At 72.5% G+C, this 13,259-nt stretch carries 13 protein-coding genes; 6 read left to right on the top strand and 7 right to left on the bottom strand.

The annotated features are described in order from the left end of the window. Nucleotides 1–97: 97 nt before the first annotated feature. Both AB0G50_RS24365 and AB0G50_RS24360 read left to right on the top strand, forming a co-directional pair. The gene (locus AB0G50_RS24365) at nt 98–985 is read left to right on the top strand and encodes an ABC transporter ATP-binding protein (RefSeq protein WP_360112498.1); all 888 of its coding nucleotides are present in this window, start codon (nt 98–100) and stop codon (nt 983–985) included. Continuing rightward, complete coding sequence (locus tag AB0G50_RS24360; RefSeq protein ID WP_360112496.1) at nt 982–1,683, top strand: ABC transporter permease; 702 nt, start codon at nt 982–984, stop codon at nt 1,681–1,683. Before AB0G50_RS24365 ends, AB0G50_RS24360 begins: the two co-directional genes overlap by 4 nt. Here AB0G50_RS24360 and AB0G50_RS24355 read toward each other — a convergent pair. Beyond that, complete coding sequence (locus tag AB0G50_RS24355; protein WP_360112494.1) at nt 1,680–2,171, bottom strand: winged helix-turn-helix domain-containing protein; 492 nt, start codon at nt 2,169–2,171, stop codon at nt 1,680–1,682. The two genes, AB0G50_RS24360 and AB0G50_RS24355, sit on opposite strands and share 4 nt — an antisense overlap. Nucleotides 2,172–2,245: 74 nt before the next feature. Here AB0G50_RS24355 and AB0G50_RS24350 point away from each other — a divergent pair, with 74 nt between their 5' ends. Next, complete coding sequence (locus tag AB0G50_RS24350; protein WP_360112599.1) at nt 2,246–3,085, top strand: aldo/keto reductase; 840 nt, start codon at nt 2,246–2,248, stop codon at nt 3,083–3,085. 21 nt (nt 3,086–3,106) lie between these two features. On the opposite strand, the gene AB0G50_RS24345 is transcribed toward AB0G50_RS24350, so the two are convergent. Then, nucleotides 3,107–3,550 (bottom strand): DUF2087 domain-containing protein, encoded by a 444-nt coding sequence (locus tag AB0G50_RS24345; protein ID WP_360112492.1) that lies wholly within the window; start codon nt 3,548–3,550, stop codon nt 3,107–3,109. A 116-nt stretch (nt 3,551–3,666) separates the two neighbouring features. Between AB0G50_RS24345 and AB0G50_RS24340 the strand changes: the two genes are divergently transcribed. Beyond that, nucleotides 3,667–4,419, top strand: a complete 753-nt coding sequence (locus AB0G50_RS24340; RefSeq protein ID WP_360112490.1) for a hypothetical protein — start codon at nt 3,667–3,669, stop codon at nt 4,417–4,419. 174 nt (nt 4,420–4,593) lie between these two features. On the opposite strand, the gene AB0G50_RS24335 is transcribed toward AB0G50_RS24340, so the two are convergent. Next, the gene (locus tag AB0G50_RS24335) at nt 4,594–5,766 is read right to left on the bottom strand and encodes an extracellular solute-binding protein (protein WP_360112488.1); all 1,173 of its coding nucleotides are present in this window, start codon (nt 5,764–5,766) and stop codon (nt 4,594–4,596) included. Nucleotides 5,767–5,837: 71 nt separating this feature from the next. After that, entirely contained in the window at nt 5,838–5,993 is a 156-nt protein-coding gene (locus AB0G50_RS24330; RefSeq protein WP_360112486.1) for a hypothetical protein, read from the bottom strand. A gap of 175 nt (nt 5,994–6,168) precedes the next feature. Between AB0G50_RS24330 and AB0G50_RS24325 the strand changes: the two genes are divergently transcribed. After that, nucleotides 6,169–8,148: an amino acid transporter gene (locus AB0G50_RS24325; RefSeq protein ID WP_360112484.1), complete on the top strand. Its 1,980-nt coding sequence runs from the start codon at nt 6,169–6,171 to the stop codon at nt 8,146–8,148. Between the two features lie 247 nt (nt 8,149–8,395). Here the strand turns inward: AB0G50_RS24325 and AB0G50_RS24320 are convergent, their stop codons facing one another. After that, the gene (locus tag AB0G50_RS24320) at nt 8,396–10,744 is read right to left on the bottom strand and encodes a glycosyl hydrolase family 65 protein (RefSeq protein ID WP_360112482.1); all 2,349 of its coding nucleotides are present in this window, start codon (nt 10,742–10,744) and stop codon (nt 8,396–8,398) included. Further along, on the bottom strand, nt 10,741–11,457 hold the full coding sequence (locus AB0G50_RS24315; RefSeq protein ID WP_360112480.1) for a beta-phosphoglucomutase family hydrolase: 717 nt from the start codon (nt 11,455–11,457) through the stop codon (nt 10,741–10,743). The genes AB0G50_RS24320 and AB0G50_RS24315 overlap by 4 nt, the downstream gene beginning before the upstream one ends. 73 nt (nt 11,458–11,530) lie before the next feature. On the opposite strand from AB0G50_RS24315, the gene AB0G50_RS24310 reads away from it, so the two are divergent. Next, entirely contained in the window at nt 11,531–12,832 is a 1,302-nt protein-coding gene (locus AB0G50_RS24310) for an NAD(P)/FAD-dependent oxidoreductase (RefSeq protein WP_360112478.1), read from the top strand. Here the strand turns inward: AB0G50_RS24310 and AB0G50_RS24305 are convergent. Beyond that, nucleotides 12,819–13,139 carry a DUF3140 domain-containing protein gene (locus AB0G50_RS24305; RefSeq protein ID WP_360112476.1) on the bottom strand — a complete coding sequence of 107 codons (321 nt, stop codon included), beginning with the start codon at nt 13,137–13,139 and terminating at the stop codon, nt 12,819–12,821. The two genes, AB0G50_RS24310 and AB0G50_RS24305, sit on opposite strands and share 14 nt — an antisense overlap. Between the last annotated feature and the right edge of the window lie 120 nt (nt 13,140–13,259).

Here is a 13,259-nt window from a genome sequence, read left to right as displayed (position 1 = left end):
ACGAGGCCGGCCACCCCGCTGTCTGCTGACATCTGTCACGAGAACCCGGGTGGGACGACACTGCCGACCACGCCGGCGCCCGGACAGCATCGTCACCATGCGAAACGTGATCGAGGCAGCGGGCCTCCGCTGCCGGTACGGCGACTTCGAGGCGGTGCGGGGCGTCGACCTCCAGGTGGGGGAGGGCGAGCTGTTCGCCCTGCTCGGCACCAACGGCGCGGGCAAGACGACGACCCTGGAGGCGCTGGAGGGGTTGCGGGCGCCCAGCGCGGGAACGGTGCGGGTGCTCGGGTTCGACCCGCACGCCGACCGCGCCGCCGTCCGCGCCCGGACCGGGGTCGTGCTCCAGGAGAGCGGCTTCCCGGCCGACCTGACCCCGCGCGAGATGCTGCGGCTGTGGCGGCGCGACGCGAACGCCGACGAGGCGCTCGAGCGGCTCGACCTGGCGCACCGCCGCGACGTGCGGCTCAAGCAGCTCTCCGGCGGCGAGCGGCGGCGGCTCGACCTCGCGCTGGCCCTGGTGGGCCGACCCGAGGTGCTGTTCCTGGACGAGCCGACGACGGGCCTGGACCCGGAGTCGCGCAAGCGCACCTGGGAGGTCGTGCGCGAGGTGCTGGCCGAGGGCACGACCGTGCTGCTGACCACGCACTACCTGGAGGAGGCCGAGTCCCTCGCGCACCGGCTGGCCATCCTGCACCGGGGCGAGGTGGCGGTGTCCGGCCCGCTGGTCGACGTGCTCGCGGCCCAACCGGCCCGGATCGGCTTCGACATGCCCGACCGACTCGACGCGACCGCGCTGCCCATCCTCGGCGGCGACGTCGTGCACAGCCCGAGCGGCCGGGTCGACGTGCGCACCCGCGACCTCCAGCACGACCTGTCCGCCCTGCTGCACTGGGCGCACCGCGACGGCCTCCGCCTGCACCGCCTGTCCGCCTCGCACGCCTCGCTGGAGGACGTGTTCCACCGCGCCAAGGAGTCCTCGTGATCGCCTCGCTCGCCCGCGTCGAACTGCTCCTGCTGCTGCGCAACCGGTCCGCCGCGCTGCTCGCGCTCGTCGTCCCGCTGGTGATGGGCGTGTTCGTCGCGACGTCCGTCGGCAGCGGCGAGCGCGAGTGGACCGCCGCGCTCACCCTCCAACTGGTGTTCGCGCTCGGGTTCACCGTCTACCTGACCGTCACCACGTCGTTGACCGCGCGTCGCCAGGACCTCTACCTCAAGCGGTTGCGGACGGGCGCGGCGCCGGACCTCGTGGTGCTGGTCGGGGTGGTGCTGCCCGCCGTGCTGCTGGGTCTCGCGCAGTGCGCGCTGCTGCTCGGTGTCGCGTTCGCGCTCGACGCGCCGTTCCCGCCGCGACCGGACCTGCTGGTGCTGGGCGTGGTGGCGGCCGCGCTGGGCTGCGCCGCGGTCGGGGTGGCGACGAGCGGGTTCACCGCGTCCGCCGAGCTGGCCCAGGTCACCACCCTGCCCTACACGGCGGCGATGCTGGGCGGCGGGCTGTGGGCGCTGTCCCGGCCCGACGCGAAGCCGCTGGTACTGCCCGGCGGCGCGCTCGCCGACCTGGTGCGGGCGGCGTGGGGCGGTTCGACGGACCACGCCCTGCTCGCGGTCGGCTCGCTGCTCGCGTGGGCCGCGGTCGGCGCCTGGGTGGCCGGGCGGCACTTCCGCTGGGACCGGCGCGCCTAACCCGCCAGCGCGTCGTGCTCCACGACGACCGAGAACGGACTGTCCACCCGGTACCCGACGCCGCGCACGGTGGTGATCACCGACGCGGCGTCGCCGAGCTTGCGCCGGATGCGCCGCACGTGCACGTCCACGGTCCGGGTGTCCACGAAGCTGGTCGCGCCCCACACGCTGTTCATCAGGGCCGTGCGGCGGTGCACCTGTCGGGGGTGGACGCACAGGTGGTGCAGCAGGTCGAACTCCAACCGGGTCAGCTCGACCGGCCGGCCGCGGTGCAGCACGCGCCGCGAGTCGGCGAGGATCAGCAGCTCCGGCTCGTTGCGCCGGATCGGCACCGGCAGGTCGACCACGACCTCCGCGCCGTCCACGTCCAGGGCCGCGCGCAACGCGTCGGCGAGCCGGCCCGCGGTGTCCACGACCTGACCGGACGGCGCGCTCAGCCGGATCACGACCGTCAACTCCACCGTCGTCGTGTCTGGGGTTGCCCTCACGACGAGGATCGCATCAGCCGGAGTGAGCAGCGTCAACGACGTCCAAGGCGTGGACGTCGTTGACAGGAGGCATGATGGTGCACATGCTCACTGTCACCCTGAACAACGGCGTCGTCATGCCGCAGCTCGGTTTCGGCGTGTTCCAGGTGTCCAATGAGGACACCACCGCCGCGGTCGCCGAGGCGTTGCGCGCCGGCTACCGCAGCATCGACACCGCCGCCGCCTACTTCAACGAGGCCGCCGTCGGCCAAGCGCTGGCCGAGTCGGACATCCCGCGTGACGAGTTGTTCGTGACGACCAAGTTGTGGAACACCGACCAGGGCTACGACGAGGCGTTGCGCGCGTTCGACGCGAGCCTGGAGAAGCTCGGCCTCGACCAGCTCGACCTGTACCTCATCCACTGGCCCGCGCCCGCGCGCGACCGGTACGTGGACAGCTGGAAGGCCCTGACCAGGCTGCTCTCCGAGGGCCGGGTCCGCGCGATCGGCGTGTCCAACTTCTGGCCCGAGCACCTGGAGCGGGTCATCGACGCGACCGGCGTGGTGCCGGCGGTCAACCAGATCGAGCTGCACCCGCGCCTCCAGCAGGAGGAGCTGCGGGCGTTCCACGTCAAGCACGGCATCGCGACCGAGGCGTGGAGCCCGCTGGCGCAGGGCGAGCTGCTCGGGGACCCGCTGCTCGCCGAGATCGCCGCGAAGCACGGTCGGACGCCGGCGCAGGTCGTGCTGCGCTGGCACGTGCAGCTGGGCAACGTCGTCATCCCCAAGTCCGTGACGCCGAGCCGGATCGCGGAGAACTTCGCGCTGTTCGACTTCGCGCTGGACGCCGAGGACCTGGACCGGATCGCGGGCCTGGAAACCGGCGAGCGCGTCGGTCCCGACCCCGCGTCGTTCGGCAACCCCGGCAACCCGTGACCGCCGCGTCGGGCGGGCCGTTCACACCACCGGTCCGCCCGACCGCCAGTACTCGCCGTCCGCGCGGTCGAGCAGACCTTCGTCGACCAGGTACCGGCGCACCGTGACGTGGTCGACCTCGCCGCCGTCGCACCAGCCGCGCAGCACCGAGACCACCTCGCGTTCCGGGTAGCGCGTGCCCGGTTCGAACGACGCGCACACCTGTTCGAGCACCGCGCGCCGCTTCGCGCGCTGCGCCGGCAGCCGGGTCAGCCGTCCACCGTTGACAAAGGGGTCGGAGGGCGGACGCGGTGTCCGGGCGGCCTGGTCGAACAGCTCCTCGCGCAGCACCAGGGTCCCGCCCTCGACGGCCACCAGACCGCTCGACCGCAGGCGGCGCAGGGCGGAGTCCACCTCGCGGGCGTCCAAACCGGTCGCCAGGACGACGTCGGGAGCGGTGCGCGCACCGAGCACCAGGGCGGCCACCACCCTCCTTCTGGAGGGTTCCGCGAGCTGCCCGATCAGCGCATGAGGGGTCACGCCCAGAGCTAACCGAAGCCCGGCGTCTGGTGCACGTCCATTTCGGGCGGACCTTAATACCCGTGCATCTTTTCCCGTTGGCGTCGGTCGAACCCGTCTTCGGCATGCCGACCGAACACGCCCGCAAGTTCCAGCACGTGGCTGCCCAGCAGGACATCGTCATCGACGTGCGGTCCACCAACCCGCACTCGGTGGCGTGGCTGCGGCGGGGCGCACTGCCCAAACCGGAGCCGGTGAAGGCCAAGACGATCGACGACCTCGACATCCACCTGGGCGCCCAGACCCGCCACCGCGGCCTGGTCGGCTTCTTCCGGCCGTCCCTGCCGCGCAACAGCGACGAGCGGCTGTTACGCCGATTCGACCAGCGCTGCTCCGAATACGACTCGCTCCGGGGCAAGATGGACCTCCTGGCCAGAAGGGGCGAGTACGTCGTGCGCGACGGTGTGGTGCACGGCTTCGACAAGAGCGGCCGACTGCAACCCCTCACCGGTGACCACGACATCTTCGACATCCACGCGGCCGGCGGGGCGGTCCTCGGCGGCCGGCGCTACGAGCAGGCCATCTCCACCATGATCGCGATGAACATGGGGGTCACGCACGGCGCGCACATGTTCTGGAACCCCACCACCAAGGACGACCGGGCGATCTTCGACACGATCGCCCGGAACACCAGTCCGAAACTGCGCTTCCACCCGGACGGCACGATGACCGCGGGCGACTACCGCCGGCACGTCCCGGCCTTCGCCATCCCCCGGCAGGCCCGTCCGCTCGTCACGCTGGCCACCCAGCCCCAGCACCTGGCCGTGGCCTCCTGATCACCCCACCCCACCCGCAGGGCCGGCGCACACCACCCGCCAGGTGTGCCCCCCAGTCCGCATTTTTGCGGTCTCAGCGGACCCCCGGAAAATTCCGCCCCACCTGTGAACCCCGCGCGTCGTGCGCCCGGAACCCGCACGTCGGGCGCCGTGCCGCGGGTTCCGGGGGTGCGATCAGCGGGTCAGCGGGCCGACCACCCGGCCCGCCTCCTCGGCCGCCGCGGCCGGTGCCTTGCGACCCTCCAGCACGTCGCGCGCCGCCGCGGCCACCGCGGTCGCGATCCTCGGGTAGTTCGGCCCGTACTCGGCCATCGGCCGCGACGCGCGCAGCTGCTCGGCGAACCCGGCCACGTTCGGGTCCCACTGCCACCCCAGGTCGGTCACCGTGTCGGCGCGATCGGGCAGCGCGTACAGCACGCCGCCCAGCTGCGTCGAGTTGTCCCTGGTGTCCGAGACCCAGGTCAGCAGCCGCCACGCCAGGTCGACGTGCGCGCTGCCCCTCCCGATCACGCCCGTCTCGCCGCGCACCGGCGCCGGCACGCCGCCCGGCAGCGGCCCGGACACCCAGTCGAGCCCCGCCAGGTTCGCCGACGGCGTCACCTCGGGCCCGGCCAGCAGCATCGCGCACCGGCCCAGCGAGAACGCCTCGGCCGCCGCCGCGTCGTCCCAGTCCGCGACACCCGCCGGCACGCTGCCGTCGGTGCGCAGTCCGTCCACAAAGGACAGTGCGGCCACGCCCGCCGCGCCGCCGACGTCGCGCACGTCGCCGCCCGCCTGCCACAGCACGGGCAGGAACCCGGACGCCAGCGCGTCGCCCGCGCCCGCGAAGCACAACCCGGCGCGTTCACCCGAGGTTCGCCCGCGCGCCACCGACCTCAGCTCGTCCCAGGTCGATGGCGGCTCGGGCACGAGCTCGCGGTTGCGCACCAGCGCCAGGGTCGACGCGCGCACCGGCACGCCGTAGGACTTCCCGTCGACGACCACACCGCGCCGCACCGGGTCCAGCAGCTTCGAGTCCCACCCGCCGTAGCGCGCGGTCAGGTCCACCACCGCGGGCGCGAGCCGCGCCACGTCGCCCGTGTCGACCACCGCCACGTCGGGTAACCCGCCCGAGGTCACCGCCTCGTCCACCCTCTTGCGCAGCTCGTCCCGGCCGAACGACGTCCGCCGCACGTCCACACCGGGGTGCTGCTGCTCGAACCGGGTCAGCACGGTCTCCACCGCCGCCGAGCCGGGTTCGGTCGAGTACGAGTCCCACCAGGTCAGCACCTCGCCGGTGGTCACCGGCCCGGAACCGCAGGCCCCCAGTGCCATGGCCACGACGACGAGCAGTGCGCGCACGCGCATTCCGCTCCACCCTCCGGGTAAGGCGCCCCGTACACGGATGGAGTTCGGTCTACCGGTCACCCGACCGGGTGTCAAGATCGGCCGGCGCCCACCCCTTCGGGTGAGGACTCGGCGGAAGCCGGTTGGGTCGGCACCGACGCGGCGGCCAGGGCGGAGAGCCGCTCCCGGCTGTCGGGGATGTCGGCGAGGTACACCGCCGCCAGCTCGTCGAAGATGGGTGTGTTCACGTTTGGGCATACTGTCCGGATCCGCCGCTCAGCGCCGCTTCTCTCACCTGTGTGGGTTACACGGCGGCTTGCTTTCGGCCGCATCGGTGCGGATTGGCGGGCTGCCGAGCGCCGTGATCGGGAGGTGTTGCATCCTGGGCTCGCCCCACCACCGCACACCCGGGAGTCCGGCGGCATGAGCACTGCGAGCGAGTACGCGATCCCGGACGAGGTGGACAGTCCGGTTCGTCCCGTTACCCCGAAGAGCGGACTCGGCCGCTGGCTGCTGCGGCACCGGGTCGCGCCGGTGGGCCCGGAGAGCGACGAGCACCACACCACCCCGCAGGCGTGGTGGAAGGTCATGTGCCTGACCGGCGTCGACTACTTCTCCACGCTGTCCTACCTGCCCGCCATCGCGGCGCTGGCGGCGGGCGCGCTCTCCCCGTTGGCCACGCTGCTGATCGTCGCGCTCACGCTGCTCGGCATGCTGCCGATGTACCGCCGGGTCGCGCGCGAGAGCCCGAACGGCCAGGGCTCGGTCGCGATGCTCGAGGACCTGCTGCCGTTCTGGCGCGGCAAGCTGTTCGTGCTGGTGCTGCTGGGTTTCGTGGCCACCTCGTGGATCATCACGATCACCCTGTCCGCCGCCGACGCGTCGGTGCACCTGGTCGAGAACCCCTACACGCCGGACTTCCTGCACGGCAACGAGGTCACGATCACCGTGGTGCTGCTGCTGATCCTGGGCGGGGTGTTCCTGCTCGGGTTCAGCGAGGCGGTCGGCGTGGCGATCCCGCTCGTCGGCGTCTTCCTGCTGCTGAACGCGATCGTGGTGGTCGCGGGCGTGGTGCAACTCGTGCAGCGGCCGGAGGCGTTGACCGACTGGACCGACGCGCTGACCCGGACCGGCGGGTTCGGCAGCGTGGCGGGCACGGCGGTGCTGGCGTTCCCGCTGCTGGTGCTCGGCCTGTCCGGCTTCGAGACGGGCGTCAGCATGATGCCGCTGGTCGAGGCCGACGGCGCGGATCCCGCCCAGCGCCTGGAATCCCGCGTGCGCAACACCCGCAAGCTGCTCACCGTCGCGGCGCTGATCATGTCGGTGTACCTGGTCGCCACCAGCTTCATCACCACCGTGCTGATCCCGGCGGAGGAGTTCCGGCCCGGTGGCCGGGCGAACGGCCGGGCGCTGGCCTACCTGGCGCACGAGCACCTCGGCGAGGTGTTCGGCACCGTCTACGACCTGAGCAGCGTGCTGATCCTGTGGTTCGCGGGCGCGTCCGCGATGGCGGGCCTGATCAACATCGTGCCGCGGTACCTGCCCGGCTACGGCATGGCGCCCGAGTGGGGTCGCGCGGTGCGGCCCGTGGTGCTCGTCTACACGGTCATCAGCGTCGCCATCACCATCGCGTTCAAGGCCGACGTCAACGCCCAGGCCGGCGCCTACGCGACCGGGATCCTCGCGATGATGGTGTCCGGTTCGGTCGCGGTGACGATCTCCGCGTGGCGGCGCGGGCGAAGGGGAGCGGGCGTCGGTTTCACCGTGCTGACGCTGGTCCTGGTCTACGCGCTGGTCGAGAACGTCCGCGAGAAGCCCGACGGCATCGCCATCTCGGCCGCGTTCATCCTCGGCATCGTGGTGATCTCCCTGGTGTCGCGGGTGTCAAGGACCACCGAGCTGCGCGCCGACCGGATCGAGTTCACCGACCTGACCCGCCGGTTCGTCACCGACTCGCTGGCGCACGACGGCGCGCTCAACATCATCGCCAACAAGCGGCAGGCGGGCGACCGCGCCGAGTACGCGCAGAAGGAGGCCGCGCAACGGGTCATCAACCCGGTGCCCGGCCAGGCCGACGTGATCTTCCTGGAGATCGAGGTGGTCGACCCGTCGGAGTTCAGCGACGTGCTGCGGGTGCGCGGCGTGGAGGTGGACGGCTACCGGGTGCTGCGGGTGGAGAGCCCGGCGGTGCCCAACGCGATCGCCGCCGTCCTGCTGGCGCTGCGCGACGCGACCGGCGTGCGACCCCATTGCTATTTCGAATGGTCGGAGGGCAACCCGCTCGCCCACCTCTACCGCTACCTCCTGCTGGGCAAGGGCGACACCGCCCCTGTGGTGCGGGAAATCCTGCGCAAGTGCGAGGAGGACCCGGAACGCAGGCCCGGTATCCATGTCGGTGGCTGATGGGGTTGTTTGGGAGCCGGGTAACGGGGGTAATCTGTCGCACGATGAGGGCCGTAGGCGGCCACCGCCCCCCTAGGCCGCCTGTAAGTCCCGGTCGGAACCCCACTCCCCCCAGGGGTTCCGACCGGGCGCCTCATCGTCACCGACCGGGGAGTTCCGACTGCTTCGTCGAGAAGTGGTTGTGTACGAACAGATTCCGCGGTCGGGCGGGTGCGGCGCCGGGTTCCACCGGCGCCGTCCCGTGGACTCAGTCGCCCGGTGGTACGCGGTGCCGCGGCGCGCGGTGCTTCGGCTGGGCGACCTCCGGCGGCGTCGGCGGGTCCGGGATGGACAGCGTCACCGGCGACCCGGGCTCCACGGTGAACTCCTCGCCGTGGTGGGAGGTGTCGAACGCGCCACCCGCCACGATCTCGTAGGTCGCCTCGCCCGGCGCCACCCGCACCACGAACCGGGTGCCGCGGAACGTGAGCCGGAACGACAACCCGGTCAACCCCGGCGGCAGGCGGGGCGCGAACGCCAACCGCCCGCCGTGGTCGCGCATCCCGCCGAACCCGGACACGATCCCGGTCCACGCGCCCGCGAGCGAGGCCATGTGCAGTCCGTTGTGGACGTTGTCGTGCAGGTCGTGCAGGTCGGTGAACGCGGCCTCGGCCAGGTAGTCGTACGCCAGCTCCAGCAGCCCGACCTCGGCCGCCAGCACGCCCTGCGTGCCCGCGGACAGCGACGAGTCCCGCACCGTCCGCGCCTCGTAGTAGGCGAAGTTCGCGGCCTTCTGCTCCGGGGTGAACGCGTCGCCGCGCACGTGCATCGCGAGCACCAGGTCCGCCTGCTTCACCACCTGCTTGCGGTACAGGTCGAAGTACGGCCGGTTGAGCAGCAACGGGTAGGCGTCCGGGTCGGTGCGCTCGAAGTCCCACTCGGCGTGCCGGGTGAACCCCTCGTTCTGCTCGTGCACGCCCAGCAGCGGGTCGAACGGGATCCGCATCCGGGCCGCCGCCTCCCGCCACGCCGCGATCTCGGTGTCGGTCACGCCCAGCGCGCCCGCCTCGCGCGGGTGCCGCTCGGAGGCGTCCGCCGCGGCCCGCAGGTTCCGCTGCGCGATCAGGTTCGTGTAGACGTTGTTGTCCACCACCGCCGAGTACTCGTCCGGCCCGGTGACGCCGTCGATCCGGAAGCCGCCGTGCTGGTCGTGGTGCCCCAGCGAGGACCACAGCCGGGCGGTTTCCACCAGCAGCTCGGTGCCGTGCTCGGCCAGAAAGTCCTCGTCGCCGGTGGCGAACACGTACTGGGTGACGGCCGAGGCGATGTCGCCGGACACGTGGAACGCCGCGGTGCCCGCCGGCCAGTACGCCGAGCACTCCGCGCCGTTGATCGACCGCCACGGGAACGCGGCGCCCTTCTGGCCGAGCACCGCCGCCCGCTCGCGGGCTTTGTCCACAGTGGAGTGCCGCCAGCGCAGCGCGTCGCGCGCCGCGTCCGGCACGGTGTAGGTGAGCACGGGCAGCACGAACACCTCGGTGTCCCAGAACGCGTGCCCGTCGTAGCCGGGACCGGTCAGGCCCTTGCCCGCGATCGCCCGCGTCTCACCCCGCGCGCCCGCCTGGAGCAGGTGGAACAGCGCGAACCGCACCGCCTGCTGGAGTTCCGGGTCGCCGTCGACCTCGACGTCCGCCGCCGCCCAGAAGTCGTCCAGGAACCGGCGCTGCTCGTCCAGCAGCCCGGTGAACCCGGTTTGCCGCGCGCCCGCGAGCGCCGCCTCGACCTGCGCGCGCAGCGCCGGGAACGACCGCTGCGCCGACCACCCGTACCCCAGGTACTTGGTCAGCCGCAACGTCTCCCCGGCCGGCACGTCCGCCGCCACGGTGAACCGGGCCAGGTCGCCCTTGGCCTCCACGCTGCTGCGCAGGCCGTCGTTGACCTCGACCTCGTGGTCCATGCCGGCGGCCACCCGCAGGCCGGAGTTGCGGGTCTGGTGCGCCAGCACGGCCCGCGCGCCGTCGGCGGCCCAGTACTCGGCCACCAGCGGAGCGTTCAACGCGGCCGCCACCCGGGGGTCACCGGTTTCGTGCTCCATCGGCTCGTTGGCCAGCAGGTCGGACTGGGCGACCAGTTGGAGCTTGTCGTCCAGCGGCGTGACCTCGTAGCGGATCGCGGCCACCGCGCGCTGGGTGAACGACACCAGCCGCTCCGAGGCGACGAGCACCCGCCGCCCGGTCGGCGACTCCCACTCGGTGCGGCGGCGCAACGTGCCGGAGCGGAAGTCGAGTTCCCGGCTGTGCGAGAGCGCCCGGCCGTAGCGCATGTCGAGCGGCTCGTCCTCGACCAGCAGCCGGATCACCTTGCCGTCGGTCACGTTGACCACGGTCTGCCCGGCCTCGGGGTAGCCGTAGCCGCCCTCGCCGTAGGGCAGCGCGTGCTCCTCGTAGAACCCGTTCAGGTAGGTGCCCGGCAGCCCGCGCGGCTCGCCCTCGTCCAGCGTGCCGCGCATCCCGATGTGCCCGTTGGACAGCGCGAACGTCGACTCCGTCCGGCGCAGCTCGGCCACCGACAGCTCGTTCCACCGCAGCAGCCACGGGTCGACCTGGTACCCGCTCAAAGCAGTTCCGCCAAGTCCTCGACCACCACGTCCGCACCCTTCTCCCGCAACGCCTCGGCCTGGCCCGCGCGGTCGACGCCGACCACGAAGCCGAAGTGTCCCGCCTTGCCCGCCTCCACACCCGCCAGCGCGTCCTCGAACACGGCCGCCTGCTCGACCGGCACGCCCAGCAGCCGCGCGCCCGCCACGAACGAGTCCGGCGCGGGCTTGCCGTGCAACCGGTCGCGGGTGATCACGTTGCCGTCGACCAGCGCCGTGACGTGGCGGGTCAGGTCGGCGGCCTCCAGCACCTTCTCGGCGTTGGCCGAGGACGTCACCACGGCGATCTTCAAGCCGGCCTTCTCGGCGGCCTCGACGTACCGGACCGAGCCGGGGTAGGGCGAGACGCCCTCCTTGCGGATGATCTCCTCCAGCAGGTCGTTCTTGCGGTTGCCGATCCCGTGCACGGTGTCCAGGTCCGGCGGGTCGCCGGGGTCGCCCTCGGGCACGGTGATGTCCCGCGAGGCGAGGAACGTGCGCACCCCGTCATAGCGGGGTCGGCCGTCCACGTACTTGACGTAGTCCGACTCGGTGAACGGGCGTTCGCCACGAGGGACCAGGAATTCGTCGAAGGTGCTGCGCCACGCGTGGCGGTGCAGCACCGCGGTGCTGGTCAGCACACCGTCCAGATCGAACAGACACGCGGTGATCCCATCCGGCAGGCCGAGGCTCATGGCGGTGGGTACCCCCTCCCAAACGCGGGTATCCGGCGTACTCCGCACACGCTAGGCGAGAGGCGGCGTCGACATGGGAAAGCCACGCGTTCTGGTGGTGGGAACCGGATTCGCCGGTTACCACGCCCTGAGGACCCTCGAACGGGTGGTGCCGCCCGACGCGGTGGACCTCGTCGCGGTGAACCCGGCGGACTACCTGCTCTACGTGCCGCTGCTGCCCGAGGTCGCGGGCGGTGTGCTCGACCCGCGCCGGGTCGCCGTGCCGCTGCGCCCCAAGCTGCCGCGCACCCGGCTCGTGCAGGCGCACGCCACCGGGATCGACCTCGAGGCGCGCACGCTCTCGGCGGTCGACGTCGAGGGGCGCGAGCAGGAGTTGGCCTGGGACCGGGTGCTGATCACCTGCGGCAGCGTCACCCGGCTGATGTCGGTGCCCGGCGTCGCCGAGCACGCGCACGGGTTCAAGTCGGTGGCCGAGGCGGTGTACCTGCGCGACCACGTGCTGCGGCAGGTGGAACTGGCCGAACTGGCCGACGACCCGGTGGAACGGCGGTCGCGCGCCACGTTCGTGGTGGTCGGCGCCGGGTACACCGGGACCGAGCTGGTCGCGCAGGGCGTGCAGCTGACCCGGGAGGCGTTGCGGCACCGGTCGGGGCTCTCGCCCGACGAGGTGCGGTGGGTGCTGGTGGACACCGCGTCGCGGGTGCTGCCGGGGTTGAACGAGCGGTTGTCGGGTCCGGCCGAGCGGGTGCTGCGGTCGCGCGGCGTGGACGTCCGGCTGCGCACCTCGGTCGCCTCGGTGAGCGCGACCTGCGCGACGTTGACCGACGGCGGCGAGATCCCGACCCGGACCGTGGTGTGGTGCGTCGGCGTGCGACCGGACCCGCTGGTGGAGTCGGTGGACGTGCGGACCCTGAAGGGCCGGGTCGTGGTGGGGCAGGGGTTGGCCGTTCCCGGTCACCCGGACGTGTTCGCCGCCGGCGACGTGGCCGCGGTGCCGGACGTCTACAACGGCGGCGCGCCCACCCCGATGACCGCGCAGCACGCGCAGCGGCAGGGCAAGCTCGCCGGCGCGAACCTGGCGGCGTCGCTCGGGTTCGGCCCGGCCCGGCCCTACCGGCACCGCGACCTCGGGTTCGTGGTCGACCTCGGCGGGGGACAGGCGGTGGCCGACCCGCTGCACGTGCCGTTGAGTGGGTGGCCCGCGAAGGTCGTGGCACGCGGTTACCACCTGCTCGCGATGCCCGGCAACCGGCTGCGGGTGGCCACCGACTGGGCGACCGACGTGCTCGCCCGCCGCCAGGTCGTGCGGTTCGGGCTGGTCCCGGAGGCGGGCGTGCGGCTGTCGGACGCGGATCCGCCCGCTAGGCGGGCTTGAGCGGGTCGTGGCCGATCGACATCAGCCGGTGCCGCCAGTGCGCCTCGCCCGCGGTGGGCTCCAGGTCGTCGCGGCGCTGCTCGTGGACCCGGTCCACCACCTTCCGCATGACCCGGACGTCCTCGGTCGTCAGGTCGGTCCGGCGCTTGCGGAGCACCCGCAGCACCTCCTGCCCGGTGAGGGTGCCCGCCCGGTCCGGGAGTTCCTCGGACTCCTCGTCGGCCGACCGGGTGCGCAGCCAGTCCTCCAGTTCGTGCGACGTCATGTTGACGACGTGGTGGAACTCGTCCCACAGGGTGTCGGTCATGGGGTCGGGGGTTGCCGGCGCGCGGCGGGGTGAAACGAGGCCCTCGCGGAACCGGTGCGGGACCGGCCTTTGCAGAACCCGAACATCCGCCGGACGGTGCGCTCACCGTCGTCGGCGATC

The sequence above is a fragment of the Actinosynnema sp. NPDC020468 genome (assembly GCF_040642015.1).
Lineage (GTDB): Bacteria > Actinomycetota > Actinomycetes > Mycobacteriales > Pseudonocardiaceae > Actinosynnema.
The sequence above is the reverse complement of the archived record's forward strand: the minus strand, read 5'-3'. Positions and strand labels throughout refer to the sequence as shown.

Coding starts and splice junctions, on each gene's coding strand:
- AB0G50_RS24365 (WP_360112498.1), top strand. CDS start 98: ATGCGAAACGTGATCGAGGCAGCGGGCCTCCGCTGCCGGTACGGCGAC.
- AB0G50_RS24350 (WP_360112599.1), top strand. CDS start 2,246: ATGGTGCACATGCTCACTGTCACCCTGAACAACGGCGTCGTCATGCCG.
- AB0G50_RS24335 (WP_360112488.1), bottom strand. CDS start 5,766: ATGCGCGTGCGCGCACTGCTCGTCGTCGTGGCCATGGCACTGGGGGCC.
- AB0G50_RS24325 (WP_360112484.1), top strand. CDS start 6,169: ATGAGCACTGCGAGCGAGTACGCGATCCCGGACGAGGTGGACAGTCCG.
- AB0G50_RS24315 (WP_360112480.1), bottom strand. CDS start 11,457: ATGAGCCTCGGCCTGCCGGATGGGATCACCGCGTGTCTGTTCGATCTG.
- AB0G50_RS24310 (WP_360112478.1), top strand. CDS start 11,531: ATGGGAAAGCCACGCGTTCTGGTGGTGGGAACCGGATTCGCCGGTTAC.
- AB0G50_RS24305 (WP_360112476.1), bottom strand. CDS start 13,139: ATGACCGACACCCTGTGGGACGAGTTCCACCACGTCGTCAACATGACG.